This is a genomic window from Terasakiella sp. (assembly GCF_048267425.1).
Classification (GTDB): Bacteria; Pseudomonadota; Alphaproteobacteria; order Rhodospirillales; family Terasakiellaceae; genus Terasakiella.
Window position 1 is genome coordinate 47,552 of sequence record NZ_JBLWXN010000008.1, and the last position, 25,697, is coordinate 73,248.

Consider the following 25,697-nt stretch of genomic DNA (forward strand, 5'->3'; position numbering starts at 1 on the left):
TTCAACGTATTTTTATTATAAAAACAGATCAATGTGCGTTTGCAACACCCGTAAAATGAAATTAACTGTATGCTCGATATTAGAACTCTTACGGTCGTTTTAGGCGCCGTTTACACCATATCCGCCGTTATGGTCTATTTTGCCTATCGCCAAAATAAACAAATCGATGGCCCACGCGAATGGTCTGTGGGTTTAATGTTTTTTGCGTGCGGTTTTTTATTGCTTCTTTTACGCGGGATGATCGCTCCCTTTGCCTCCATCGTAATCGCAAATTCCCTGATTGCGATTGGAAACGCCATTCTATTTTTGGGTATTCAAAAATATCTAGGCCTAAAACCCAACTACAAATTGGCTATTGCCATTAATGTTATTCTATTTGTCGCTTTTCTTTTTTTGTATGATGACAACCGCAACCTAAATACCCGCATCCATCTTATAACCATAATCAATCTTATCTTTTTTTTAGGCTCGGGGTTTCTTTTACTTCAACGTTTTGCACAAACAAAAAGCAGTGCCTACCTGTTAGCAGGTGGTGGTTTTTTATTTGATGGCAGCAATTTGCTACTCCGTAGTGTCTGGATGATTGTCAAAAATGAAAATGTCACCTATTTGATGAATAACAGCACATCAACTGCTTTTCTTTTCCTTTCTATCAGCATGGGGCATATTTTAATTACCGTCGGACTTTTGATGTTAATTTCCGAACGCCTGCAAGAAAACCTCGCTTCTGCACTGAAAAGTGAGAAACAGGCCCGCCTGGAACAAAACAACTTCTGGGCGATGGTCTCACATGAATTTAAAACCCCCTTAGGGACCATCTTAAATTCCACTCAGTTAGTTGAAAACCTTGAAAAAGATATTCAGGCAGTTTCACGTGACGCATTAGACCGTGTACGCAGGGCTACTTTCCGCTTATCCCGCCTTGTTGACAAATCTCTGATTCATGAGTGGACCAGTTCAACGACAAATGACAACATTCGTCAGGTGGAATTCAGTCTTACAGAAATCTTGAATAACCTATCATTTGAATATGAAATCCCGTTCCACAACCACAACAAAGACCATAACGACATTCTCCTGCAAGGGGACCCTTTCTTATTATCCACGGCTTTTTCTTGCCTGATAGACAATGCATTAAAATACGGGACGAACAGGGACAGTTGTTATGTATCTATTCAAACGGAAAACAATGACACCGTTATTGTCGATGTTTTCAATGAAGGGGCAGAAATCCCAGTAAATATACGAGAACGTATTTTTGAGAAATTCTATCGAGCCAAACAGCATGCAGGCATTTCCGGGAGTGGCTTTGGACTTTACATCACTGAAAAAATCATCCATTTGCATAAAGCGCACATTGAAATTCTCCATCAAGAAGGCACAATATTCAGAACGACCTTTAATCAAGAAAGAACGACAAAATGACGCAGTTGATAAAGACAATTCTGGTCGATGATGATCAGGACTATTTAGCCTCTATGACAGCCTTATTGGCAAGTGAAGGCTTTGAAGTTTTCCCTTTTACGTCATTCCGAGAAATGAACAAAGTTATCCACGAGATCAATCCCCACATTCTGATTTTGGATGTATCCCTGCCCCATGAAAGTGCCTTTGAAGTTTTGCCCACTTTGCGTAAAGAAACAAATTTCGGTTTGATTCTCGCCAGTGGAACCCGAAACCTGGAATTCCGTGTTGAAGGATTGGAACGTGGTGCAGATGTCTATCTGACCAAGCCCATAGATATTCGCGAATTAAAAGCAACGATCCATTCCTTGTACGAACGTTTATACGCACAAAATACAGGCCAATGGATCCTGAATGAAAGGCTGTTGTCTCTGCTTTCCCCTGAGGGACGGTCCCATGACCTCACTGAAAACGAATGCCATTTTCTGAACCTTCTCTTCAAGGCAAAAGGCGAACCTGTTGATAAGGAAAAAATCCTTGAAGCCTTAGGCAGAAACACCTCTCCTTTTGAAGAAGGTTACCTCCATACGTTACTATCCAGATTACGTAAAAAAGTGAGCATAGAAGGTGAAGAACTTCCCATCAAAACAATCCGCAACATCGGCTACAGTTTTCATGGAGACACACGGATCGAATAAATGCCCTTGTGGATGCCATTCAGTTTTCCCGTTTCCCACACAAAATAAACATTTATACAAACGTCCAGACTGCAGAACCAGACAAGGCCTACGCTGCAGGATTGCGCAAGAACGTAATATGGCACGGTCATTGTGACACGTCTTTACATCTGTGCCTATACGGTATGCGGAACAAAGCTTTATAAAAATTCGATATAAGTCCTTAATTGAATCTTCTTGACTCTTTATTTCACTGAATTATCCTAAAAAAGAACAAATAGTGAATATAAAGATGAATAAATTAGCCCTTGCTCGACAAATTTTATATGATCAAAGCCCTCATTCCCCTGTCTTAACACAGAAAAGAGAGCAAGCTTTGTCATGGGGTATACCGGATAGGGAGCACCATATCCCTTGTAAGACAATGGACAGACCGGCTCTGCATGAGTTTTTTGGGCAGATCGGGCATGGAGGAAACAGCCTTTATGTCATTCGACTTGCCGCACAGATCACAAAAGGAAGCAAAAGCAGGAATATTTTCTTTATACCCTCCCCCCATCAACAGGAAACCGGGCTACTCAATGCTATCGTTCTTCCCGTTGCCTTACAGGCATCCGCGATCTTTATTCATCCTGCACATTCTCGCGATATTTTATGGGCATTTGAGGAATGTTTGCGTTCAGGCCAAGCGGCTTGCGTCATTGCGGAGGTACCTTTTCTGGACCTCAAAGCCTCGCGCCGTCTGCAACTGGCTTGCGAACGGGGGCAGAGCTACGCCTTTGCCCTGTGTCATGACACCCGAGGAATGGAGAAAAGCTCGGTGGCCCGTACCCGCTGGCAGATTAGTGGGAAGAGCCAAAACCTCTGGTCTCTCAACCTTTTTGGCGGGAAAGGCGTTCGCCCCCATCAGTGGATAATGGAGCGATGACCCAACGTTTTCTGTACCTCTGGTTTCCCCAACTGGCTGTGGGGCGTTACATTCTTAATGCATCTTCACCTGAACAGCCCGCCGATCTGGCTCAATCCCCTTTTGCCACAACGGCCAGCGATCATCGTGGTACCTACTTGTGCGGTGTGAACGCACTTGCACATAAAAAAGGCCTGCGCCCCACCATGCGATTAGGCGATGCCCGTGCCATCCTGCCTGAACTCAAGACCCTGCCCAATGCGCCCGAACAAGATAAAGCCGAACTTTTAAAGCTTGCCGCGCTGGCGGATCAATTCTCCCCTTGGATCGCGCTGGACGGCCCCCATTTGACAACTGGCGAGGGCGGCCTGTGGTTGGATATGAGCGGGGCGGCCCATCTATTTGGCGGGGAGGAGGCTTTGCTTGAAACGGTTGAGCAAACTTATGCACCCACGGTCACAGCCTTGCACTTAGGGATGGCCGATACTGCCCTTGCCGCTTGGGCGAGCGCCCGTTTTCACACAGGCAATCCACGCTTAAAAGAAGGGGAAACCCTTCAAGAAACACAAGACTTTCCCTTAGCTGCTCTCGACATCCCTGCCCAGACGGTCCAGAACTTAAACCGGTTGGGCCTACGCACCTTGTCTGATTTACGCGAACTACCGCGTGCCAACCTGACCACGCGCTTTGGTCCCGATCTTTTGGACCGTCTGGACCGGATGGTAGGTTCTCATGCGCCTTCCCTTTCCTTTCTGCATACGGATAAACCCTATGAGGTGATCCGCTTTTTCCCCGATCCCCTCGGCAGTCAGGAGATCGTCCGCGATACTGTCGTAACGCTCTTAACAACACTCTGCCACGACATCAAAGAAGCCGGATTTGGCATCCGTATGCTGGGGATACGTTTTAATCGGGTGGACGGCCATGTCATTTCTTTTCCTCTCAAAACCAGTGCACCGGTGCAGGACGTCTCTGCCCTGATGCGGTTGCTGGATAATCAATTACCAGGTGTGGACCCCGGCTTTGGAATTGAACAAATTCACATGCGCGCCCTGCACAGCCAATGGGTTGAACAGACGCAAGTCACCCTTGGTAATGATGAAGAACAGAACGCAGATAGCGGTGCCCTCAGCGGCCTGATCGATCATTTGCGTCAACGCTTGGGCTCTCAAGCCGTCACCTATATGCATCCTCAGGCCAGCCATCTCCCGGAACGGGCATTCACCTATAGTTCCCAACCGTCAAAAGAACATCAATCATTTCCCACCTTGCCAGAACGCCCCATCCGGTTGTTGAACAAACCGGAACCCATCAAAATCGACAATTCCCATCAAAATACTGTTCCTCAGTCTTTCATCTGGCGCAAACAGCGTATTGAAGCCCAGCACATTAGCGGGCCAGAACGCCTGACGCGGGAATGGTGGCATGACCTGAAGCTTGATTTCTGGAACGCTCGCTTAGGCATGCGTGATTATTACCGCATACAGGATCAAGCGGGCCGGGACCTCTGGCTCTGTTGCAGTTACGCCCAAGACAATCAAGCCCGTTGGTTTGTTCATGGCTGGTTTGGATAAAGGTCATGGTTGAATATGTCGAACTTCACTGTGTCAGCAATTTCAGTTTCTTGCGCGGCGCCTCTCACCCTGATGAACTGATTACCAGTGCGGCTGTTTATGGCTTGGATGCATTGGCTCTCACGGATCACAACAGTTTTGCCGGGACCGTGCGTGCCCATATTGCTGCGCGTGATCACAACATGCGTTTTATCCCGGCCATGCAGTTGCTCTTGCGTGATGCCCCGCCATTATTGTGCTACCCCACTGACAGAGCCGCTTATGGACGCTTATGTCAGTTGCTCAGTATCGGTAAACGTCGCGCGCCCAAAGGGGACTGTGAGCTTTATTTCAGCGACCTGCTTGAATTTTCTCAAGGCAGCTTATTTATTGCTGTGCAGCCCGTGCGACCACAAGAAGACTTTATCGACACGCTAAAACGTATGCAAAAGGGGCTGAGTGATCGCTTATGGCTTTCTATCAGTCGTCATTTTGATGGCTTTGATGAGGCCCGTCTTTTGTTCAGCGAACAAGCCGAAGCAACCCTGCACCTGCCTATTGTCGTAACCAACGATGTCCATATGCACACACGCAATCGCAAAGCTTTGTTAGATGTGTTGACCTGTATTCGCAACCATTGCCGCTTGGAAGAAGCCGGATATCGCCTTTTTCCCAACGCTGAACGGACCCTCAAGTCCCCCACAGCGATGGCGGCCCTTTTCCCCGATCATCCCCATTGGGTGGCTGAAACAGTGCGCATTGCTGAAGCCTGCCAATTCCATCTGGATGAATTGCGTTATGAATATCCGTACGAGGAAGAAGACGGGGAAAGCGCACAAGACCGCCTGATCCGCTTGACATGGGAAGGTGCACACAAACGCTATCCGGACGGCTTGCCGCAAAAGGTGGAAACGAACCTTCATCACGAACTGGACGTGATCGGACGACTACACTATGCCCCTTACTTTCTGACTGTTTACGATATTGTCCGTTTTGCACGTTCCCAAAACATCCTCTGTCAAGGACGCGGGTCGGCGGCCAATTCATCTGTGTGCTATTGCTTGTTTATTACCGAAGTGGCACCGGACCGGATTGATCTTTTGTTTGAACGCTTCATCAGCGAACAACGCGGCGAGCCGCCCGATATAGATGTGGATTTTGAACATGAACGCCGCGAAGAGGTCATCCAGTATATTTATAAACGTTATGGTCGGGAACGTGCTGGCCTGACCGCCACAGTCATCACCTATCGTTCGCGCAGTGCTATTCGCGAGGTGGGTAAAGTCTTCGGCCTGAATGACGATACCTTAAGCCGGATGACCAAGACCATATGGGGTTGGGGCACCAGCGGCATTAAGGAGGAACAGGTGCGCGATGCGGGGCTCTCCCCTGACGATTTGCGCATCCGTGCCGTTATGGAACTCAGTGCCGAACTGATCGGTTTTCCCCGTCACCTGTCACAACATGTCGGCGGTTTTGTCATCACGCGTGGGCCACTTTATGAACTTTCACCCATTGCCAATGCTGCGATGGACGGGCGCACCACCATTGAATGGAACAAAGAGGATATCGAGGAACTCGGCATCCTCAAAGTCGATGTATTGGGCCTTGGCATGCTGAGCTGCATCCGCAAATCCTTTGATTTATTGCGTGATCATAAAAATATAGACCTTGACCTGCCAACCTTGCCCAAAGAAGATCCCGCCGTTTATCAAATGTTGCAAAAGGCCGATGCCATCGGGGTCTTTCAAGTCGAAAGTCGGGCGCAATTGTCCATGCTACCACGCCTGAGACCCAGAGAGTTTTATGACCTCGTCGTACAAGTCGCCATTGTGCGACCAGGTCCGATCCAAGGGGATATGGTGCATCCTTATCTGCGCCGGCGAACGGGCAAGGAAAAAGTCGATTACCCGTCAGACGAACTGAAAAGCGTTCTGCAACGCACCTATGGCGTGCCGCTATTTCAGGAACAAGCCATGCAGGTCGCGATTGTTGGAGCGGGCTTTACACCGGAAGAAGCTGATCGCTTGCGCCGGGATATGGCCTCCTTCCGGCGCATCGGGCAAGTGCAGCAGCATCGTGAGAAATTTCTTGCCGGGATGGAGGCCAAAGGATATGCGCCCGATTTTGCCGAACGTTGTTTTCAGCAGATTGAAGGCTTTGCCGATTATGGGTTCCCCGAAAGTCACGCTGCCAGTTTTGCCAATTTGGTTTATGTCTCCGCTTGGCTGAAACATCATCATCCAGAGGTGTTTACTTGCGCCTTGCTCAACAGTCAGCCCATGGGATTTTACGCCCCGGCTCAGTTGATCCGTGATGCGCGTGCCCATTACGTCAAGGTACAACCGGTTGATATCAACCACAGCCATTGGGATAACCGGATTGAACATGGGACCTTGCGCCTCGGTTTTCGTCAAGTCAAAGGGATCAACGAAATGGATGCGCTCACACTGGTCAGCTTGCGTCCCGAAGAAGGTTATCGTGATCTCTATCTGCTGGCCCGGCAAACCCGCCTTTCCCCCGCAATGTTGGAAAAGCTCGCCAACGCCGATGCTTTTGCCTGCCTCGGCCTATCACGCCGCGACGCCCTGTGGGCCATCCGCCGGTTGGGGCAAGGACGCAAGGCTGCCAGCCCCCTCCCCCTTTTTGAAGCGATGGACACAAGGCACAATTTCGGCACCCCCGCCGAGTTCGGAGTTGAACAAACCGTCGTGTTGCCACCAATGAGTTTAGGGGAAGAAGTCATTGAAGATTATGCCGCCTTGCGCCTATCCCTAAAGGCACATCCGCTTTTATTGTTGCGCGATAAATTGACACAGGCCGGGGTGAAACCGGCCAAAGATCTAATCAATGTCACCAAGGATAAAAAGGTCACTGTCGCCGGGTTAATCATTGCGCGCCAACGTCCGGGGACCGCCAGTGGCGTTGTGTTTGTCACACTCGAAGACGAAACCGACATCGCCAACCTGATCGTCTGGCCCAAGGTGTTTGAAGACTATCGCCATGTCCTGATGTCCGCCAGCCTCATGGCGGTGCGTGGCAAAGTGCAGCAGGAAGAAGGCGTCATCCATGTGATTGCGGAAGAACTGCTTGATCTTTCCGGCCTGCTCCATGAGCTCAGCGAAACGACCACCATCCACAGCCGGGCGCGCACGCATCCGCGCAATATCTCCTGGGCCATTACGCCACAAACCAAAACGATCACCGAATTGGCCGAAGAAAGCAAAGACCAAAAAGCCCCGTTCAAGGTGGATAGTCGGGATTTCCATTAGGCATCAAAAGGCACTTTTATTTTACAATATATTTTTGTAATAAATTTTCTTGCTAATTGACATTGATACTAATAATCATTATTAAAATAAGCTCTATGCGAAAAATTGAACGTTGAAATTATAATGATACAAAATTGTAATGTTGAGTATTTATATAATGAGCACAATATTTGGTTGAAAAACTGGTTATACACAAAATTGAATTGTAGTTATCAAGCTGCTGATTTAGCTCAAGATACCTTTGTCCGCGTGTTAATGCGACGGGACGAACTCAATATTTATCAGTTACGTAAGCCACAAGCTTACTTGAGAGTAATTGCAAAAGGTTTGCTCATTGATCATTTCCGACGCAAAGATGTGGAGAGAACTTTTTTAGAGGCTTTGTCTGCACTCCCGCAGCCGGAATCCATTTCCCCTGAATCACAAAAGATCCTGCTAGAAACAATCCAACATATTGATTGTGCGCTAGATCGCTTACCCACTCCTGTACGTAAAGCCTTTCTCCTTTCCCAACTGGAGGGAGCAACCTATCAGGAAATTGCCGATTTGATGAATATTTCCACGCGTACAGTCAAACGCTACATGCAAAAAGGCTTTAGCCAATGCCTGCTCGCACTCGCCTAAAGACCATGCACAAACCCTCACGCAAAATTATGGAAGAAGCGGCAGAATGGCTCACCATTATGCAGGACACCTCTTTAACACCATCAGAGCAGACAGCATTTAACAATTGGCGCACCCTTAGCCCCCAACACGAACAAGCTTGGTTAACGGCTCAAGATTTAATGGGGATGATTGATGCTGTGCCCGCAGAGGTTGGTAAAACCATATGGGGTCGCAAACGCCTAGATCGCCGTAGCGCGTTTAAGGCGCTCGCAACCCTTCTATTTATCGCTCCCGGCGCAAAAATCCTTTGGGATGAATGGCCTTCCCTCTCTGCCGATTATAAAACAAGTGTAGGTGAGACACAAAAAATCACTCTGACCGATGGCAGCAGACTGTATCTAAATACAGCGAGCAGTGTAAACGTAACATTTAATGCGACGCAAAGAGTTCTGCATTTAATAGAAGGTGAAATTCTGGTTGAAACAGCAAAAGCTAAATCAGGAAAATCGTTCCCCCCTTTTGTTGTACAAACCAAAAGCGGCCGTATCCGCGCATTAGGGACCCGTTTCTCTGTACGTCAGTTTGAAGATCGTGAAGAAGTCCGCGTAAATGTCTATGAACATGGCGTTGCAATCACACCGACATCACAGGTTGCAGAAACGCGGTTAAACAAAGGAAACACGCTCACCTTCAACTCAAATAAAACGATGAAGCTAACCACACTCGATCACCCTACCCCTCTTTGGGTGAGTGGACAAATCATCAGTGACAACATGAAGCTTGGCGATTTAATTGCTGAAATTTCACGTTATCGCATGGGGGTTTTACGATGTGATCCTGCCGTTGCCCACCATCGAATTTCAGGTGTTTTCCAACTGTCAAATACGGACGTTGCACTGAATGTGATCGCAAGCACCTTGCCTGTACGTGTCTCCCGCCTCAGTCCTTACTGGGTTTCTATTGTCGAAAAATAAAGTCACTTTCCGTGTCCCCTTTTTCCTTCTCACTCGGCATGTCCAATAGAACCAACAAACAAATCTAGATCGAAGGACATAACAGGCAAATGAAAACATTCAACAACGGTTCTCACTTCCCGAGAAATCGTACACTGCCCCTCACACAAAAACGCTTCACCACTATTTTCAGCGCTGGTGTTTTGGGTTTCGCCGTCACGCTCACTCCTGTCATTACAGGAAGCGCCTACGCACAAGCTCAAATCACCAACCAAAAAACCTACGATATTCCAAGTGGTTCCTTGAGTAGCTCACTCACAGCCTTTGCAAGTACCGCCCAAATCACCCTTTCCTTTTCACCTGAGCTTGTCACAGGAAAGACAGCCCCTGCCTTATCTGGTACTTATGAGATAGAAACGGCCCTACACCAACTTCTTGCAAACTCCTCATTAAGTTTTGAACACGAAAACGGTGCTTACAAGATTAAAAAATTACCAGAAACATCAAGCTTTCAGGTGGCCCCGATCAACGTATATGGTCGACAAAAAACAGACAGCGTCAAAAACATTCCACAAAATATCCACCTCATTGACATTGAAACAGTAGAACTCGCCCAAGCCGATACCGTTGGCGAGGTCATTCGCCTTGTCCCCAGCGCTTCGCGTTCGGGTTCCGGACAAGATATGTTTGCCGATAACTTCCGCATTCGCGGGTATGATACCGCAGAAACCTCAAACGGTTTGGGATTTAGCCGAACAGATCATCCAACCGACCTTGCGAATGTAGAACGCATTGAAGTGTTAACCGGTCCCTCTTCTGTCCTTTTCGGCCAAATGGAGCCCGGCGGAACCATCAACGTTGTGACGAAACAACCTCTCCCCTATTTCTACGCTGATACCAAAGTTAACGTCGGGAGTTACGACAGCTACCGCGGTACTTTTGACATCACCGGTCCCTTGAGTGATCGGGTACGCGTTCGATTGAATGCCGCCTATGAAGAAAAAGGTTCCTCACTGGACAACTGGGATTTCAATCGCAAATTTTTTGCCCCGAACATTACCGTGGACTTGACGGATGACACGAACCTCACCATCGAGGGGAGCTATTCGGAAAACTCATGGAGTGCGATCAACACAGGCACACCATTCGAAGGATCAATCCTTGGAAATCCGAACGGTGACTATCAAAAATCCGTGAATATTGCCTCTAGCGACAGCTATACCAAGCGAGACTCATTTAATGTCAATACACGCTTAACCCACGCTTTGACAGATGGGCTTGATGCGCGTTTTAGCTATACCTACACAGAAAACACTTCCGACTTTATGGAATACTATTCACGAGGCTTGAACGCAGATAACAAAACAGTCAATCGACGTGTCTTTATTGGCGAAGATACGCTCAGGACCGATCATGAAATCATCACGGATTTAGCTGGTGAGCTGCATACAGGCAGCCTGAAACATAAATTTATCGTGGGGGCTAATTATCGTTATTCCGAAGATGATCGTCCTACGAAAATTTACAATGTGGACAGTATCGACCTTTATAATCCGACGTATAAAAAGGCCACTTTGACATTAGCTAATCAGGTGCGTGATAGAACAACGCTTCAGGAAAGCACCATTCTTTCCGCTTTTCTTCAAGATAGGATAACATGGAACGACACCTTCCACGTGCTGGGTGGTATCCGCTACATAGATTCAAAGCAAACACAAAAAACAATCAACAACACAACGGCCGCCGTATCCGTGGACGAAATAAGTCAACGAGATTGGACAACTCAATTCGGTCTAATTTATGACTTGAGTAAAGAAGCCTCCATCTATGTCAGCCGTAGTGAGTCTTTTGTCCCCCAACAAGGAACCACGTCGGGCGCACGCCCACTAGAAGCCGAACAGGGAACGCAGTATGAAATAGGCACCAAGCTTGATTTTGGGAACATACAGGCAAATCTCGCTGGTTTCATTCTAACCAAAGACAACATTGCCATTGAAGATCCGGTAAATACTAATTTCGAAGTTGCAGAAGGCCAATCTCGCTCCAAGGGGATTGAATTTTCCCTCTCTGGCAATGTCACTCCAAATCTCTACCTCGCCACAAACTATGGATACACTAAAACCAGCATCCGCAAAACCGACGATCAATCCCTTGTCGGCAATAGTTTTGCAAATGTCCCGACCCATACAGCCTCACTTCAAGGTCGTTATGATATTGAAAGTGCACCCGGCCTGAGCCTTGGCGGCACACTCTCTTACATCGGCAGCAGATTTGCACAAGATGCAAATACAACAAAAATATCGAGTCATCTGCAGACCGATCTCGGTGTCTATTATGCACTGAATGATGCTCTGCAAATTGATTTTCTGATCAATAACGCACTAGATGAGGAAATTTATTCGCCGGGATCCATCAACGGCATCGTTCGTGAAGACGGTAGAACCTTTAAACTCAGTGTAGATTACACCTTCTAACATGAAAATCAGACAGAAACTGGTTCTTCTGCATAGATACGTTGGGTTGGTTATGGCGGGTTTCCTGATCATAACCAGCCTGACGGGCTCTTTGCTTGTCTGGTATCAAGAGATTGATCTATGGCTGAATCAGCCAGTTGAGAAAACGCCAGAAACAAACCTCTCTCGCCCCCCGCTCAGCGCGTTTGAACTCCGTGATCATGTCGAAAAAAAACTTCCGCATGTTCGGGCGAACTGGATGCTTCTGAAAAACTTACCCAACACCGATATGACTTTGTTTTTTATCGAGCCAGAGACAAAACAACTCCCGTTGAACTTTAATGAGGTTTTTGTAGACCGTTATACCGGAGAAATTGTCGGAAAAAGAGAATGGGGAGACATCTCGCAAGGCTGGACCAACCTGATGCCTTTTATTTACAGATTGCATCAATCTTTAACTTTGGGGCAGACGGGCAGCTACATATTGGGCGCTATATCTATTTTGTGGCTAATCGATTGCTTTACTGGAATTTTCCTGACTTTACCTGTATCCACAAAAAACACTAAATCCAGAGTACAAAAATGGAAGAATTTATGGAAAATCAGATGGAAAGCGGGCTCACACAAATTTACTTTTGACCTACATACGGCATTCAGTCTTTGGGCATGGCTATTTTTAGCCATGTTTGCTCTCAGCAGCCTCTCAATGACACTTTATTCAGAAGTATATCGCCCGGTGATGTCAAATTTCATCACATTTGCCGATAAAAAAGATAAAATCCCCTCCAATAAAATACCTTTAAAAAATGCGCCCGAAATCGGATGGGAAAAAGGCTATGCGCTCGCTGCCGACTTCTTGTCCCAATTAAGTCAAACGTACGATTTCGATATTTTTGAACACGAACGACTTGCTTACTACCCTGATCAAAATGTCCTAAAACTCATGGCACGCACAAGCCTTGATGCAAATGATACCTTTGGACAAACCTGGGTCTTTGTTGATGCTTCTACTGGCGTGTTACGAAACTACTCTTTACCTACCGGCATTGCCTCCGGTGATACTTTCACCTATTGGTTGACAACCTTGCACATCGCGCGGATCGCAGGACTGCCTTATCGGGTTCTTGTAACACTGATGGGGATCCTCATCACGGTTGTTACCGTAACAGGCCTTTTAATCTGGTGGCGTAAAGACAAAGCCAAAAAAGGCCGAGGAGCATCTTCTATATGAGGGATTTTGCTTCTAATTGGTTCAATTCTATTTGCTTCAATCACATCAGAAACAAGAAATCCTATTTGTTGGAAAAATTTTAAATTGTTTACTGTCTCCCAAAATCTTAATTTTGGAAATAGCCCAAGGCAAATCAAAACCAATAACGATGGATAAGACCAAGGATCACTTAACATGACGGATATAAACTCCCACCATGTTTTTAAGTCGCCCGGAAATCCAGCAACACGGACTATATCGTATAACAGTAAATTCCACTGGCATGCTGAAGACCTTGAAATGCAGCCTGTTTATATCAAACCTCGAGTCCACATTTGAACGGCGAAGTCGAGCGATCACAGCTAAGGCATAAATTCCCGTGTGCCTTCTGGGGCTTGTAACAATCCACGATCAATTGCGGAAAAGACTTTACCTTCACACTGCGGGTTTTCCAAACTACACCAGAGAACCCTCGCCAAATCTGTTCGATTGATCCGCCCATGAACGGCCGGACTTTCATATAAAGCCCCCTGCCCGCTCGCCGGCTCATTGATTAACCCGCCGGGGCGCACAATGGTGTAAGAAAGTCCACTTGATTGTAAATACTCTTCTGCCTTGGTCTTTTGTGTCAAAACAGGCCCAATCGCATCCAGCAGGCGTTGACTGGCAAATTCCCGACTATTGCCGCACCCCAGCGAACTGACCAGTAAAAAATGTTGGGCACCGTCTTTACAAGCTGCATCAATAACAGCAACATTTCCTTCGTAATCCACATTATCGGGACCACCTAATGTGCTGACACCGATCCAGTTTGAATGGGCTACCGCAATCGCATTTTCAACCTGTTTCGGGTTTAAGGCATCGGCATAAACCACTTGTACGCCCCATGCCAATAATTCGCTGGGATCGCTATCGGGTCTGATTACGCCAACGACGTTACGTTCCGCCCCTCTGGCAATTTTTGCCAGTTCAAGTCCGGTGCCCGTGCGGGCACCGAAAATGACAATATCGGGTGTCGTCATCCCCATTGATCTAAGCCGCCTGTTGGCTCAAACGATCACGTAACGCATCAAAACGCACAATTTGATCCTCCAGAAGTTTTCGTTTTTCATCACGCCCGACATATACTTTAAACATCGCCTCGCCTTCCTCATTCATAAATAGAATGGCGCACGTATCCATTTTCATAAACGGGCGTTTAACAAAGTGAATGGATTTGCAATGTTTGTAGCGCAAATGCCCACCAATCGCTGTATGCCCTTCAAAATTAAAAAACTCACCTGCCGGTTTACCTGCCGGAACTGGCGCTTTGCTTTCCAAAATAATATCTTTGGTATGAACCAAAAATGTAACATCCCCCCAATGGGTCAAGTCCTCCATCACATCCACAAACGCGGACCCATCTACACCGACCTGATGGCCTTCTGGCAAACATTCCAGAACATCACGTGTGCTCAGTTGATGGTTAGCCGCAATGGATTCTAAAACGCCATCCTGACTTTTAACCAGTTTTTCGCGCAATTTTGCCAATTGTACCGTCTTCGTATTCTCATCAAGCATATTTCTTTCCTTTCTCAGTAAATGCAAAACGGGGTTTTTCCGCTTTATTTCCATCTATAAAAACGCCAATCAGTTCAAAAAGACTGCCAACCAGATTGCAATGCCAGAACCAACCGGGTGTCTTCAAAACGGCAACTGTCCCACTCAGGCTAAGCAGTCCCGCCTGTTGCCATTGTTCAAATAAGGGATACAAGGCTTCTGTCAGACCCGGTGCAGTGCATCGTTCCAGTTCATTCAGATCAAGACGCCCCCCTTCCAAACTGCCCATAATCAAATCACGGGCATGGTGATGGCGTGCGGCCGGCAACATCATCGCAAGGGGTTTTTCACCATTTGCGATACGTTTTTGATAAGAAATCCGGTCCCCATCAACGACATACCGCTGTCCATCCAGCAATCCACCCGCCCCTGATCCATAGGCAATGCAATCGGCACCAGCCTTCACCAGTTGATTATAAAGATTGCGTTCACGTGTGTTTGCCGCCCAATGCGCCTGATTGAGATGGCGCCAACCAGCGTGTTCAATAATCTCCAATCCGGCCTGATACATTTGCGCCATTTCAGAAAGCGGGGCTTGCGTGGGCAAGGCGCCCTTTTCAATCGACATTGCCAACGGTCCTTTATCATGGACCGTCAGGCAATAAAGATCGACACCATCCAATCCCAACTGACTGCATAGGCGTACATCATCCTGCCAACCTTGCATGGTCTGACCGGGTAGGCCAAAAATCAAATCACAAACAACCGCCCCCTTGTTCCGTGTACTCAGGGCAGACAGGAACTCCAACACCCCTTCCTGATCCGCCTTGCGTCCAAAACGTCTGCGAAGTTGGGTGTCAAACGCTTGTACACCAACAGAAATTCGGTTCACACCGACATCAAAACAGGCATCGACTTTTTCAAGATCGAAACCAGCCACCCGGCCTTCCACTGTAATTTCACAATCCGGGGCCAACGGCAGGTTTTGACGCAAAGCGCGAATAACCCGTTGCAAATCCTGCGCAGACAGGGCACTGGGCGTCCCGCCACCCAAATAAACCGCATGGACGGTATCAACCCGGTTTTTCACCGGGTCCATTTCAATCTCTTGCACCAGATGATCCGTATAGTCGCGCATGGCTTCTTCTGCCGAACGATCACGATAAAACCCGCAAAACAGGCAATGGTTTGCACAAAACGGAACATGCACATAAACAACGCATTTCCCCGATTTTTTTTCTGAAACCAGCTCTTTATAATTCGCCCGCGGATCAGGGAACGGACGCATCGAACGCTGCAACCACGGAAACAAATTGCGCCGATCAAATGCCCTTTCCAGGGGATGTTTCCCATTGGCGAAATGATCTTCGAGAACAAGATGCCCACTCATGCGTTTGCCCCCATTGCAGCCCTTGATGGGTTGGAGATCGTATAAGGTGCCGTCACAATGCTCAGTTGATCGTTTATGGGATTGCGTGTCAAACATGAAGACAAACCGAACACCGATTGCATGACATCAGGGACCAGCACATCTTCGGGCTTTCCAAAGGCCACCAGTCGCCCCTGATCCAAAACACCAATTTGATCAGCATATCCCGCCGCCAAATTTAAATCGTGTACAACAGCCAAAACGCCGGCTCCTTCCTCTGCAATATCTTTTGCAATTTGAAACATGCCATGTTGATGGGATGGGTCCAGACTGGCGGTATGTTCATCCAGCAACAACAAGCGTCCATCATCGGACTTTGGCGAGTCAATTTGCGCCAACGCCCGTGCAATTTGTATCCGTTGACGTTCTCCACCTGACAGAGTGGGATACAAACGATGAGCCAAGTCCTGTGCCTGTACCCGATCCAGCGCTGATAAAGCTGCTGCATAATCGACTTGCCGTTCCATAGAACCGGACAAATGAGGGGAACGACCCATCAACACAACCTCCAACGCAGAAAACGCAAAATCCAGATGGGTATCTTGCGGGACCACGCCACGACGGCATGCCAGCGCCTTGCGGCACCAATCCGTCAACGCTTTTCCGTTTAATTTTACCTCGCCCGAAGTCGGTGCAAGTTCCCCCGACAACAGGCGCAGCAAAGACGATTTCCCTGCCCCATTCGGACCAATCAGGGCCACAAGCTGCCCCCGTTGCACAGACAACGATACGTCTTTGACAACCTCCCGGTTCCCTAGGCGTAGTGTTATATATTCAGCTTGAAGATTTAACATGCGATCCTCCCTTGTTTGGCGCGTCGCATCAGCAACCAAATAAAAAACGGTCCCCCTAGACTTCCTGTAATCACCCCGATTGGCAGGTCCGCCGGGGCAACGATCATGCGTGCAAAAATATCGCATAGGGCAAGAATGATTGCCCCAGCCAAGGCCGATGCCGGTAAAACGAAACGATGATCTGCCCCTCCAATCAGGCGAACGACATGCGGGGCGATCAATCCGACGAAGCCGATAACGCCGGAGACCGCCACCGCTGCGCCCACCGTAGCCGTTACAAGTAAAACGGCCCAGCGATTGACCCAAACCGGATCAAATCCCAAATGAACAGCAACGCCGTCCCCCATCAACATGGCATTCAAGGCACGGGCAAAACGCGGCAGGATCACAACGGGTATAAGGATAAAGAAACCCAGCGTAGCGATCATATGCCAGTTCGCGCCCCCCAAACTGCCCATAATCCAGAAGGTAAGACTTTTTAATTCTTCGCTATCGGAAATATAAACCAATAAGCCTGTACCAGAACTGGCAGCCGCGTTGACCGCAATCCCGGCCAGCAACATGGTCGCCTTGTCCGAACGTCCATTGCGTCGTGCGATGGCATAAACAATCCCGGCCGCAAATAAGGCACCGACAAAGGCCGCTAGCGGTAAAATAAAACTATGTAAATAGGCACCCAACGACCCGAACCATGCAGTTCCCAATACGATCACACAAACCGCACCCAAGGCACCACCGCTGGAGACCCCCAAAAGACCGGGATCGGCCAACGGATTACGAAACAACCCTTGTAAAACGGCACCACCAATCCCCAATGATGCGCCAACCAGCATCGCCAATAAAATCCGTGGCATTCGAATATTTAATAAAATAGCCGATTGCTGCGCGGTGAAATCACCGAACCATGACAAACCAATCGCATCGGTAAGAACAGCCAATGTCTGAGAAACAGGAATTGCAACAGGTCCGATCCCGATCCCAAACAAAAAAGTCAGAAAGAGTACCCCCCACAACCCGATTATCAAAAAATAAGTCCGGGGACGAATAATGTCGCTAGACATTTTTGCAGGTGAATGAGAAAGAGACAACGTTTGAACGTTCACAATCATGTCCCTTTTTCTTTATGGATTGCATCAACAAGGAGCTGAACCCCTTCAGCAATACGTGGCCCCAGCCCCAACATTAACGAACCGGGTAATGCGACAAAGCGATTATGCGCCCCTGCCGGGGTATCCATCATGCCGGGCAGTTTTTTCATCCCCTCTGCACCGCCCATACTTTCCCAGCGTTCATCCACACTCAGCACCACATCGGGGGCAAGAGATGTAACCATTTCTGAATTTAGCGGCTTATACCCTTTCAACTCCTGACCCACATTCACCCCACCCGCCAATGTAATCAGGTGATGCACCACGGTTCCACGCCCGGCCACCAGCATTTGTGACGGGTCGTAATTCAGCAAAAACAAAACGCGCGGCTTATCGGTTTTAGCTGCGACTTTTTGCGCGACCGCCCCGAGATCGGATTTGATTTGACGGGCCAATTCATCCGCCTTTTCAGGTGCCGACAATACATCACCGATAATCGCGATATTTTCAAACAACGCTTCCTGAGGGGGCGTACGGCCAAATGTCGTGACGAACACGCCCGCATCCTTCAATTGTTGGACGGCGGTTGCAGGTTCCGTGTCCTCATAGGCGAAAACATGGGTGGGGGTCAGAGACAGCACCCCTTCTGCCGAGATTTTTTTGTAAAAACCAACCTGCGGAAGATCCTTCACTTCCGGTGGCCACTGACTGGTTAAATCCACCCCGACTAGGTGGTCCTGCTGCCCGAGGGCATACACAATTTCAGTCAGAGATCCCCCAATTGTAATCACACGAGGGGCTTGTGCAAACGCATCGCTGAAAGAAACAGCAAGAAGGCCTGTTAATAAAAGTTCACTCGTCATTTTTTTGAAAAACATGGTCATTCCCTCCTTAAAAATCCGCTTCAACTTTAAGAAGGAAACTCCGTCCGGGTTGCTCCATCTCATCCGGTGACGTCTGATAGGCATGATCTGTAATATTCAACAGGTCCAACCCCAGACGATAATCATCGAAATAGGCATTGAACGACATATTGTATGTTTGCCATCCCGGTACTTCGGCCAGACTTAAACGCCCGGAAGAAGATTCAGATAATTCATCCGCCCGACTTCCCGCACGCACATAAAAATCACTTGTCAAATCCACTTTTCCCCAAAGTTTGGTTTCATGTTTCAAACCGAAACGCCCCGTTGCGGACGGCACACCTGTCTTGTAGGTATCCAGATTGGCAAATTGATACTGACGACGCAGATAAGACCCGGAGAGGTACGGCGAAAAACCGGTATCGGCAATTGTATATTCAACAGCCAACTCACCCCCAAAAGACTTGGCCTGATCAATATTCACATAAGTGCTTTCACTTGCACCACACGCCACACTGGGAACGGATGAACATTGTGCACTGGCAATATAATCCTTGGAAATAGACCGGAAGAGCGAAGCGTCTAATGTCAATTGTTTATTTTCGTAGCGTGCGCCAACTTCGTAGTTATCCGATGTCTCCGCCTTCAACCCCGGATTGGGACGCACCGTTGCCGATGTACCAAAATAAGTTCCGGTAAAAGCTTGCAACAATGTCGGATAGACATACCCTTGTGAATATCCAGCCCGCAATGTCGTTGAATCCAAACCGGAATAAGTCAGGGCCATGCTGCCGATTGTCGCGTTGTCACTCGTTGACCTGACCTGAAAACCGGTATCATTGGTATCCAACTCATCCAATGACGCTTTGATACGATAATGGCGCACCCCGGTCGTCAACGCGAGATCAGCCGGTAGCTGCCATGTATCCTGAGCAAAGACAGAAGCCGTTGACATGGAGGCATCCATATTTGCATAGCTATTCACAGGCGTTGCCAGACCGATCCCACGCGCCCCTGTTCGCGTCAGGGATTTATCAAGGTCGTCATGCAGATATTGCAGCCCCGTAATCACCTTGTGATCAGGATGCGGCGTCCAGTCGAGCTGCCCCAAGAGACCAATGGTCGTCTGGGTGTCTTCATCCACATGCTTGTAATCATACCCCATAATCGCCGGAATAAACGGACCACTGGCAACGTTTTGGGTAAATTTGCGATCAATAACTTGATGATAGGCGTCAAAATGAACTTTTGAAATCAGATCGGACGGCTTATCCCAATCATATGTTGCCGCAAGTTTTTGCATATCGCGCTGTGGCATATCCAGTTCAAACTTACTGAAAGCCGTCCCCAAGGCATCGGGGCTGACAAACGATCCACTGGACGATTCATAATAATCTGCCGAAAAGCCAAGCTTGTGATTATCCCAGCCATACCCAAGATATCCTGCCACGCTGGTATTATCGGTTCCGGTATTGCTGAGCTCCCCATTCGGGGTTTTACGATTGTTTTCCTTGGTACGCCCGGCAAACAGACGATAATCCCAACCCGATTGCGCCCCCCGCAATGATGCGTTGACTGTATGACCTTTCGAAGCGGAGATATAGCTACTCGACACATTGCCTTCGAGCGGCTTTTCCCCGCCTTTTTTGGTGATAATATTAATCACACCACTGATGGCTTTTGACCCATACAGAACAGATTGTGGCCCACGCACAATCTCGATACGTTCAATCAGTTCCGGGTTAATCAGAATGGGTGAACCATAAGAGGTATGATCCGTCACTTCCTGTCCATCAATAAGGACCCCACCTCGACGCGCCGCTTCCCCCCGGATTTTCAAACGTTTTAGACCGGCCAACGACGATTCATCAATTGTAACGCCGGGAACATCTCTCAGGATATCTGCGACACTACTGCTGTTGGACTTTTCAATTTCAGCGGCGTCAATTACCGTAATACTTGCCGGACTTTCCTTAATGGATGTTTCCGTGCGCGTCCCCGTAATAACAACCGTGTCCAATTTAACATGTGGCGCAACCTCTTCTGCCTGAACAGAAGTAACAGCCATTGCGCCCGCGATCCCCAAAGAGAGTACCCTAACATTCCCGTAAGTCATTTTGATCTGCCTTTTTATTGCGAATGATTCTGATTTACATTTGCAATAAATAACATTCCTTGACTTTCGTCAATGGGTATTCTGATAAAATTCCGCAGAAAGGCTGGGGCATATCGAAAGGTGAAAACCTTTTCATGCAGTTCTCCCATGCCGTCAATTACATGCAAAAAGTCACAATAGCTTTATACACTTATTGATTTAATTTCTTAATCTTTGAACGGTTTTATGCCAAACAATGACGGCTTCTAACGTCACCGCGTAAACAGCTTCACCGATGGCTTTTCCAGCATTTGTATGAAGCCCTGCAAACATTGTGTGGCTGGCGCTATTGGGGCAAGAGATAACAATGCAATCCGTCCCCGTTCCGGTTATTACAGGTACCTGAGGCATATGCGTGTGATAGAAATCCATTAAGGCAGCGGTACGCGCCTGCGTTGCAACGGATGATGCCTCAATCAATGCACCATCGCTTAAAGGCACATTAAGGGCACAAAGGGAATTAATCGTCCCAAATTTTTGATGGGTCGGTTCATTTTCAGGAAAACCAACGTGAGAACCGTTGCTTAATCCCAGCGTACTGAGGCATTGTGCTTTCACAAAACCCTTTGCAGATTCTACAAAATGATGATGTTGAATATGACGCGACGTCATTAAGCCCAACGCTCCATTGAGGCGGTCTTTCTTCAATTTATCAATCATATAATCCCGCGCATCAATATTGGGATTGAGATCATCGTTGCGCACTTCCAACCACGCAACACGATCATTTACACAAAAACCGGGATGGGTAATTGACCAACTCAGCATGCGTTGCGGCGTTTCAAATTCGGCTAACAGCCACGGGGCCTTGTAGGTAAAAGTAAAACTCATGGGGACTAACCGTTCATCAGGTCAAATCGAATGGGGATACGCAGTTTGCTAGCAATATCAAAGCCTGCTTTACGTGCTGGTTTGAAGGTCCATTTACGAACCGTTTTCAGGGCGGCCCGATCCAGTATTTTATGACCGCTTGATTGTGCAATCTGTACATCGACGGGTTGCCCATTTGCATCCACATGTACGCTTAATACAACGCGGCCCTGCCATCCCCTTTTTCGGGCAATTTTCGGGTACTTGGGTTTCGGATTACCGGCACTGCCCAGTCTGTATTGGGCCGATTGCACCGTCCCGCCAAAACCTGTTTTCTCAATGCCTGCCCGTTGGTTCGCACCATTCACTGTCTCGGCCTTTTCATGACCTTTAATATCCATTAAAGCCTGCGCCAGAACGGGTTTAGACACAGCTTGCCTTGGTGTTTCTGGTTGTTTTTTTTGAACGGGCGGCTTTGGTTTACGTTTCAGAACAATATCGGATAAAGGCGAAATCGGCACATCCTGAGAAATCGTTGCCTTTTCGTTTAAAACATCGACGTCTTCAATTGGTGTTTCAATTGTTTCCTTCATCGCTTCGGGCACGGGTTGTGATTTTTGCATTTGCTGTTGCAAACCGTCCCCACCCCCGGGGGAAGGACTTTCCATAATCACCTCCACAGACAGAAGGTCAGGGGCAGCCATAGGCGGGGTTGCCTCTTTCCAGACGAGTAAAAAGGCACAGGCAAGGCCAACATGGATAAAGCCCGAAAAAATCCATGCAATCGTTTTATTTTGATCCGGTTGTGATGGCAGATAAGCGTTTAGGATGTCAGCCTCCACGGTACAATATAATCTTGTGCCTCATGACATCCGATCAGGGCTTCAATGCCGTAGGCTTGCGCCATATTGGTGGCATTGACAACCGTTCGGCTCTCCCCACAGGATTTCAAACACCCTTGATCCAGCAAATATAATCGATCACAAAAACGCACAGCCAGATTAAGGTCATGGAGCACAACAACAATGGCGCACCCCTTTCGGGCCTGTTCCCGTAATACATTCATAACATGAAGCTGATGACCGGGATCCAGATCGGCAGTCGGTTCATCGGCAATCAAGATATCCGGCTGTCCGGCAAAGGCACGGGCCAACATAACGCGGGCACGTTCACCACCGGACAGGGTAGACACCAGCCGATCTTTTAAGTGTTCGATATCAAACGCGCAAAATGCTGCCTCAACCGCATTACGGTCCTGTTGTGACGTTTGCCTGAACAGTCGTTGATAAGGCAAACGTCCCATTTCAACGATTTTGGCAACCGTCATCGGCCAATGGCAGATATTGCCTTGCGCCACATAACCCATATGGCGTCCGCGTTTTTCAATAGGTGTTTGCGTTAAGGGTTTATCTTGAAAAACAACATGACCCGCAGAAAGATCCTGAAGACCGAGCAGAGATTTTAACAAGGTTGATTTCCCCGCACCGTTTGGACCGATCAGACCGACAAGTTCGCCAGCCCCCACTTCAAAGGAAACATCGTCCAATAGCTTTTGATCGTTTAAGATTACACTTAGGTGATGTCCGGACAGTATGGTCATTAACGCATCTCCCGTCTGGTTTTTAGGATCAGATAGAGAAAAAAGGGTGCCCCGATTAAAGCCGTCAACACACCCAGATTGATCTCTGGTTTAGAAGGAATGAGACGTACGGCAATATCTGCAAGGATCAGCAATACACCGCCCCCCAAACCGCTGACGATTAACAGGCGGCTGGGTTGATAGGAAACCAGTGGGCGTAAAAGGTGTGGCACGACCAGTCCAATAAAACCGATACTGCCCGCTGCCGACACAGAAGCCCCCACACACATGGCGGTCCCGAGGATCAAGCGTATATTCACATGACGAAGGCTTACCCCCATAGAACGTGCTGTTTCTTCCCCAAGCGTCAGTGCATCCAATGCCCGTGCCGTGGACAAAATAAATATCCAGCCGATGATCATAAACGGAAGGGTCAGGGTGACATCCGTCATGCTGCGGTCTTTTAAGGCTCCCATCACCCAGAACAACATTTCCGTTACGGCCCAAAGGGTTGGTGCAAGGCTCATCATCAGGGATGTCAGGGCAACCGCCAACGCACTGATCGCCACACCAGCCAGAATAATGGTTAAAACCGATGCATCCCGCCCCGTCAGCCCAAACAGCAGAAAAACGGCCAATCCGGCCCCAGTCATACTGGTCAGCGGCAAAGCCCATGCAACGGAACTCGCCAAACCAAAATAAATGGCAATGACACCGCCCAGACCGGCACTTGCAGAAATGCCAACCACGCCGGGTTCTGCCAAGGGATTACGCAACAAGCCTTGCAAGGCCGCCCCGCTCAACCCCAAAGAAAAACCGATCACCGCACCCAAGATGACGCGCGGCAGACGGATTTCTTGCACAACAATCTGATACCCTGTTTCCCCTTCCCCGATTAGGCCATGCCACAAAATATCAAGCGGCAACGCCGTATAGCCCACCGATAAACCGATCCCCATTGCAAACAATAAGGCAACCGTCAAACTGAGGGGGAGCAACCTGTTCATACTTTTTGCCTTTTCAGATAATCAATGGCTTCAAACAGAAACCAGCCCCCACAGGCCCAGTACTTCTCGGGCACATCAATAGTGGGGGTATTTTCCATCAATTTTTTCATGGCACTATGTTCACGCAAACGGGTGGAAAGACTATAACCGCTCCTATTAAAGAAGCTCATCACCAGCACGTCCGGCGCTTCCAGCACCAATTGCTCCAAGGACAAAGACGACCATCCCTGCAAACCCAGATCACTTGCCACATTGCGATATCCTGCTGCGTGTAAAACCGTCTCGACAAAGGTGTTTTGTCCAGCGCTATATCCTCCCGGCATGAAATAGGCGGCACGCGGACCGGTTTCCTTTTCATCACGCGGGCGCGTTGTCTGTCGTAATCTGTTCAGCAGCATTTCCGCTTTTGCTTTTTCCCCCACGGCTTTCCCAACCAAGCGGGTTTCCGCCTCTATTTCTTCAAAGGTCACCGGCAAGGACAACATCAGAATTTCAATCCCGGACTGACGCAGAATTTCGACGGTTTTTGCCCCGCGCCAACGGTTCGCAATGACCAGATCAGGTTTCAAAAGCAAAATCTCTTCTGCACTCCCCCGCGTTGTCGCAATCCCTTGTGCTTTTTCATATTGCAAGGAAATTCGCGGATTATGAGCATCTTCTGACAGGGCTGCAATCCGTTCAGGTTTCACCATTCCCAAAACATATTGGTCACCACAAACGCTCATACTAACAATGCGTTGTGGCTTGTCCGCATGGGCAGAAACAAAACTAAGGGAAACTGCGGCGGACAAAAGCCCGCCACAGAGAAGACGCAGAAACACCTAATGCCCTCCGCATCTAAATCTCGTTCCAGCTTGATCTTGAGGATCCGGATCAAGTCCAAGATATTTTTGCCGGAACGCGTTCCACATACTTAAGCGCGACCAGTCCGGATTTTTAAGGATACGCTCTTCATCACTGATGAAAGGATTAGGGAAAAAGACCGTCATCATCTGTTCGTCTTTGCCATTGAAGAAACGCATTCCCCAACTGCGCGGACTGTTGTCCGAATTTAAAATCCGATACATTTCTGCACGTTGACAACGTCGATGATGGGCCAACTGAGGCGAGGTCGGGTTTGTCCGATTACCTTTATGCGGGCCAATACACATATGAAAATGCCAACTGCCAAAATTGACGGTTAAGTACCCATCCAGCATATTAATTTTTGTTGGCGCATTGGGGGCGTGGATTTCAAAAACCGCACCTTGTACGAGCGGACCAAAAACCACACGATCCCAGTAATTCTCAAAAACGTTGGAGAGAATGTTAAAAAGGTTCTCTTCACTGGCCTCAAGAGGGAAAATTTCCAACCGGCCCATGCCCTCTTCTTCTATAATTGTAGATTGTGTCATCTCT

Annotated in this window: 22 protein-coding genes; 9 read left to right on the forward strand and 13 right to left on the reverse strand. The window is 48.2% G+C overall.

Annotated features, from left to right (window positions below; translation table 11 throughout):
- The first annotated feature begins 69 nt into the window (after positions 1-69).
- The 9 genes from ACN0VA_RS12860 (at position 70) to ACN0VA_RS12900 (ending at position 13,056) form a co-directional block, all read left to right on the forward strand.
- Positions 70-1,425 (forward strand): sensor histidine kinase, encoded by a 1,356-nt coding sequence (locus tag ACN0VA_RS12860; protein WP_417821548.1) that lies wholly within the window; start codon positions 70-72, stop codon positions 1,423-1,425.
- Positions 1,422-2,102 carry a response regulator transcription factor gene (locus tag ACN0VA_RS12865; protein ID WP_417821549.1) on the forward strand — a complete coding sequence of 227 codons (681 nt, stop codon included), beginning with the start codon at positions 1,422-1,424 and terminating at the stop codon, positions 2,100-2,102. Before ACN0VA_RS12860 ends, ACN0VA_RS12865 begins: the two co-directional genes overlap by 4 nt.
- A gap of 403 nt (positions 2,103-2,505) precedes the next feature.
- The gene (locus ACN0VA_RS12870; protein ID WP_417821550.1) at positions 2,506-3,009 is read left to right on the forward strand and encodes an ImuA family protein; all 504 of its coding nucleotides are present in this window, start codon (positions 2,506-2,508) and stop codon (positions 3,007-3,009) included.
- Positions 3,006-4,562, forward strand: coding sequence for a Y-family DNA polymerase (locus tag ACN0VA_RS12875; protein WP_417821551.1), 1,557 nt, complete (start codon positions 3,006-3,008; stop codon positions 4,560-4,562). Before ACN0VA_RS12870 ends, ACN0VA_RS12875 begins: the two co-directional genes overlap by 4 nt.
- Before the next feature lie 5 nt (positions 4,563-4,567).
- Positions 4,568-7,813, forward strand: coding sequence for an error-prone DNA polymerase (locus tag ACN0VA_RS12880; protein ID WP_417821552.1), 3,246 nt, complete (start codon positions 4,568-4,570; stop codon positions 7,811-7,813).
- Between the two features lie 105 nt (positions 7,814-7,918).
- Positions 7,919-8,437: a sigma-70 family RNA polymerase sigma factor gene (locus tag ACN0VA_RS12885; protein ID WP_417821553.1), complete on the forward strand. Its 519-nt coding sequence runs from the start codon at positions 7,919-7,921 to the stop codon at positions 8,435-8,437.
- Positions 8,416-9,393 carry a FecR domain-containing protein gene (locus ACN0VA_RS12890; RefSeq protein WP_417821554.1) on the forward strand — a complete coding sequence of 326 codons (978 nt, stop codon included), beginning with the start codon at positions 8,416-8,418 and terminating at the stop codon, positions 9,391-9,393. Before ACN0VA_RS12885 ends, ACN0VA_RS12890 begins: the two co-directional genes overlap by 22 nt.
- 89 nt (positions 9,394-9,482) lie before the next feature.
- The gene (locus ACN0VA_RS12895; RefSeq protein WP_417821555.1) at positions 9,483-11,846 is read left to right on the forward strand and encodes a TonB-dependent siderophore receptor; all 2,364 of its coding nucleotides are present in this window, start codon (positions 9,483-9,485) and stop codon (positions 11,844-11,846) included.
- 1 nt (position 11,847) lies between these two features.
- The gene (locus tag ACN0VA_RS12900) at positions 11,848-13,056 is read left to right on the forward strand and encodes a PepSY-associated TM helix domain-containing protein (protein WP_417821556.1); all 1,209 of its coding nucleotides are present in this window, start codon (positions 11,848-11,850) and stop codon (positions 13,054-13,056) included.
- Positions 13,057-13,397: 341 nt separating this feature from the next.
- On the opposite strand, the gene ACN0VA_RS12905 is transcribed toward ACN0VA_RS12900, so the two are convergent.
- From ACN0VA_RS12905 to ACN0VA_RS12965, 13 genes are all read right to left on the reverse strand, one after another.
- A complete protein-coding gene (locus ACN0VA_RS12905) occupies positions 13,398-14,063 on the reverse strand; it encodes an SDR family oxidoreductase (RefSeq protein WP_417821557.1) in 666 nt (221 codons plus the stop codon).
- Between the two features lie 4 nt (positions 14,064-14,067).
- Positions 14,068-14,595, reverse strand: a complete 528-nt coding sequence (gene hutX, locus ACN0VA_RS12910; protein ID WP_417821558.1) for a heme utilization cystosolic carrier protein HutX — start codon at positions 14,593-14,595, stop codon at positions 14,068-14,070.
- Positions 14,588-15,964, reverse strand: a complete 1,377-nt coding sequence (hutW, locus tag ACN0VA_RS12915) for a heme anaerobic degradation radical SAM methyltransferase ChuW/HutW (protein ID WP_417821559.1) — start codon at positions 15,962-15,964, stop codon at positions 14,588-14,590. The genes hutX and hutW overlap by 8 nt, the downstream gene beginning before the upstream one ends.
- A complete protein-coding gene (locus tag ACN0VA_RS12920; RefSeq protein WP_417821560.1) occupies positions 15,961-16,797 on the reverse strand; it encodes a heme ABC transporter ATP-binding protein in 837 nt (278 codons plus the stop codon). Before ACN0VA_RS12920 ends, hutW begins: the two co-directional genes overlap by 4 nt.
- Positions 16,791-17,900 carry a FecCD family ABC transporter permease gene (locus tag ACN0VA_RS12925; RefSeq protein ID WP_417821561.1) on the reverse strand — a complete coding sequence of 370 codons (1,110 nt, stop codon included), beginning with the start codon at positions 17,898-17,900 and terminating at the stop codon, positions 16,791-16,793. The genes ACN0VA_RS12920 and ACN0VA_RS12925 overlap by 7 nt, the downstream gene beginning before the upstream one ends.
- Before the next feature lie 2 nt (positions 17,901-17,902).
- Entirely contained in the window at positions 17,903-18,763 is an 861-nt protein-coding gene (locus ACN0VA_RS12930) for a heme/hemin ABC transporter substrate-binding protein (protein ID WP_417821562.1), read from the reverse strand.
- A 13-nt stretch (positions 18,764-18,776) separates the two neighbouring features.
- Entirely contained in the window at positions 18,777-20,816 is a 2,040-nt protein-coding gene (locus ACN0VA_RS12935; RefSeq protein ID WP_417821563.1) for a TonB-dependent receptor plug domain-containing protein, read from the reverse strand.
- A gap of 246 nt (positions 20,817-21,062) precedes the next feature.
- Positions 21,063-21,734 (reverse strand): adenosylcobinamide amidohydrolase, encoded by a 672-nt coding sequence (locus ACN0VA_RS12940; RefSeq protein WP_417821564.1) that lies wholly within the window; start codon positions 21,732-21,734, stop codon positions 21,063-21,065.
- Positions 21,735-21,739: 5 nt separating this feature from the next.
- Positions 21,740-22,555 (reverse strand): TonB family protein, encoded by an 816-nt coding sequence (locus ACN0VA_RS12945; protein WP_417821565.1) that lies wholly within the window; start codon positions 22,553-22,555, stop codon positions 21,740-21,742.
- On the reverse strand, positions 22,537-23,313 hold the full coding sequence (locus tag ACN0VA_RS12950) for an ABC transporter ATP-binding protein (RefSeq protein ID WP_417821566.1): 777 nt from the start codon (positions 23,311-23,313) through the stop codon (positions 22,537-22,539). Before ACN0VA_RS12950 ends, ACN0VA_RS12945 begins: the two co-directional genes overlap by 19 nt.
- On the reverse strand, positions 23,313-24,299 hold the full coding sequence (locus ACN0VA_RS12955) for a FecCD family ABC transporter permease (RefSeq protein ID WP_417821567.1): 987 nt from the start codon (positions 24,297-24,299) through the stop codon (positions 23,313-23,315). Before ACN0VA_RS12955 ends, ACN0VA_RS12950 begins: the two co-directional genes overlap by 1 nt.
- Positions 24,296-25,120, reverse strand: a complete 825-nt coding sequence (locus tag ACN0VA_RS12960; protein WP_417821568.1) for an ABC transporter substrate-binding protein — start codon at positions 25,118-25,120, stop codon at positions 24,296-24,298. The genes ACN0VA_RS12955 and ACN0VA_RS12960 overlap by 4 nt, the downstream gene beginning before the upstream one ends.
- Positions 25,121-25,693 carry a hypothetical protein gene (locus tag ACN0VA_RS12965; protein ID WP_417821569.1) on the reverse strand — a complete coding sequence of 191 codons (573 nt, stop codon included), beginning with the start codon at positions 25,691-25,693 and terminating at the stop codon, positions 25,121-25,123.
- Positions 25,694-25,697 lie beyond the last annotated feature (4 nt).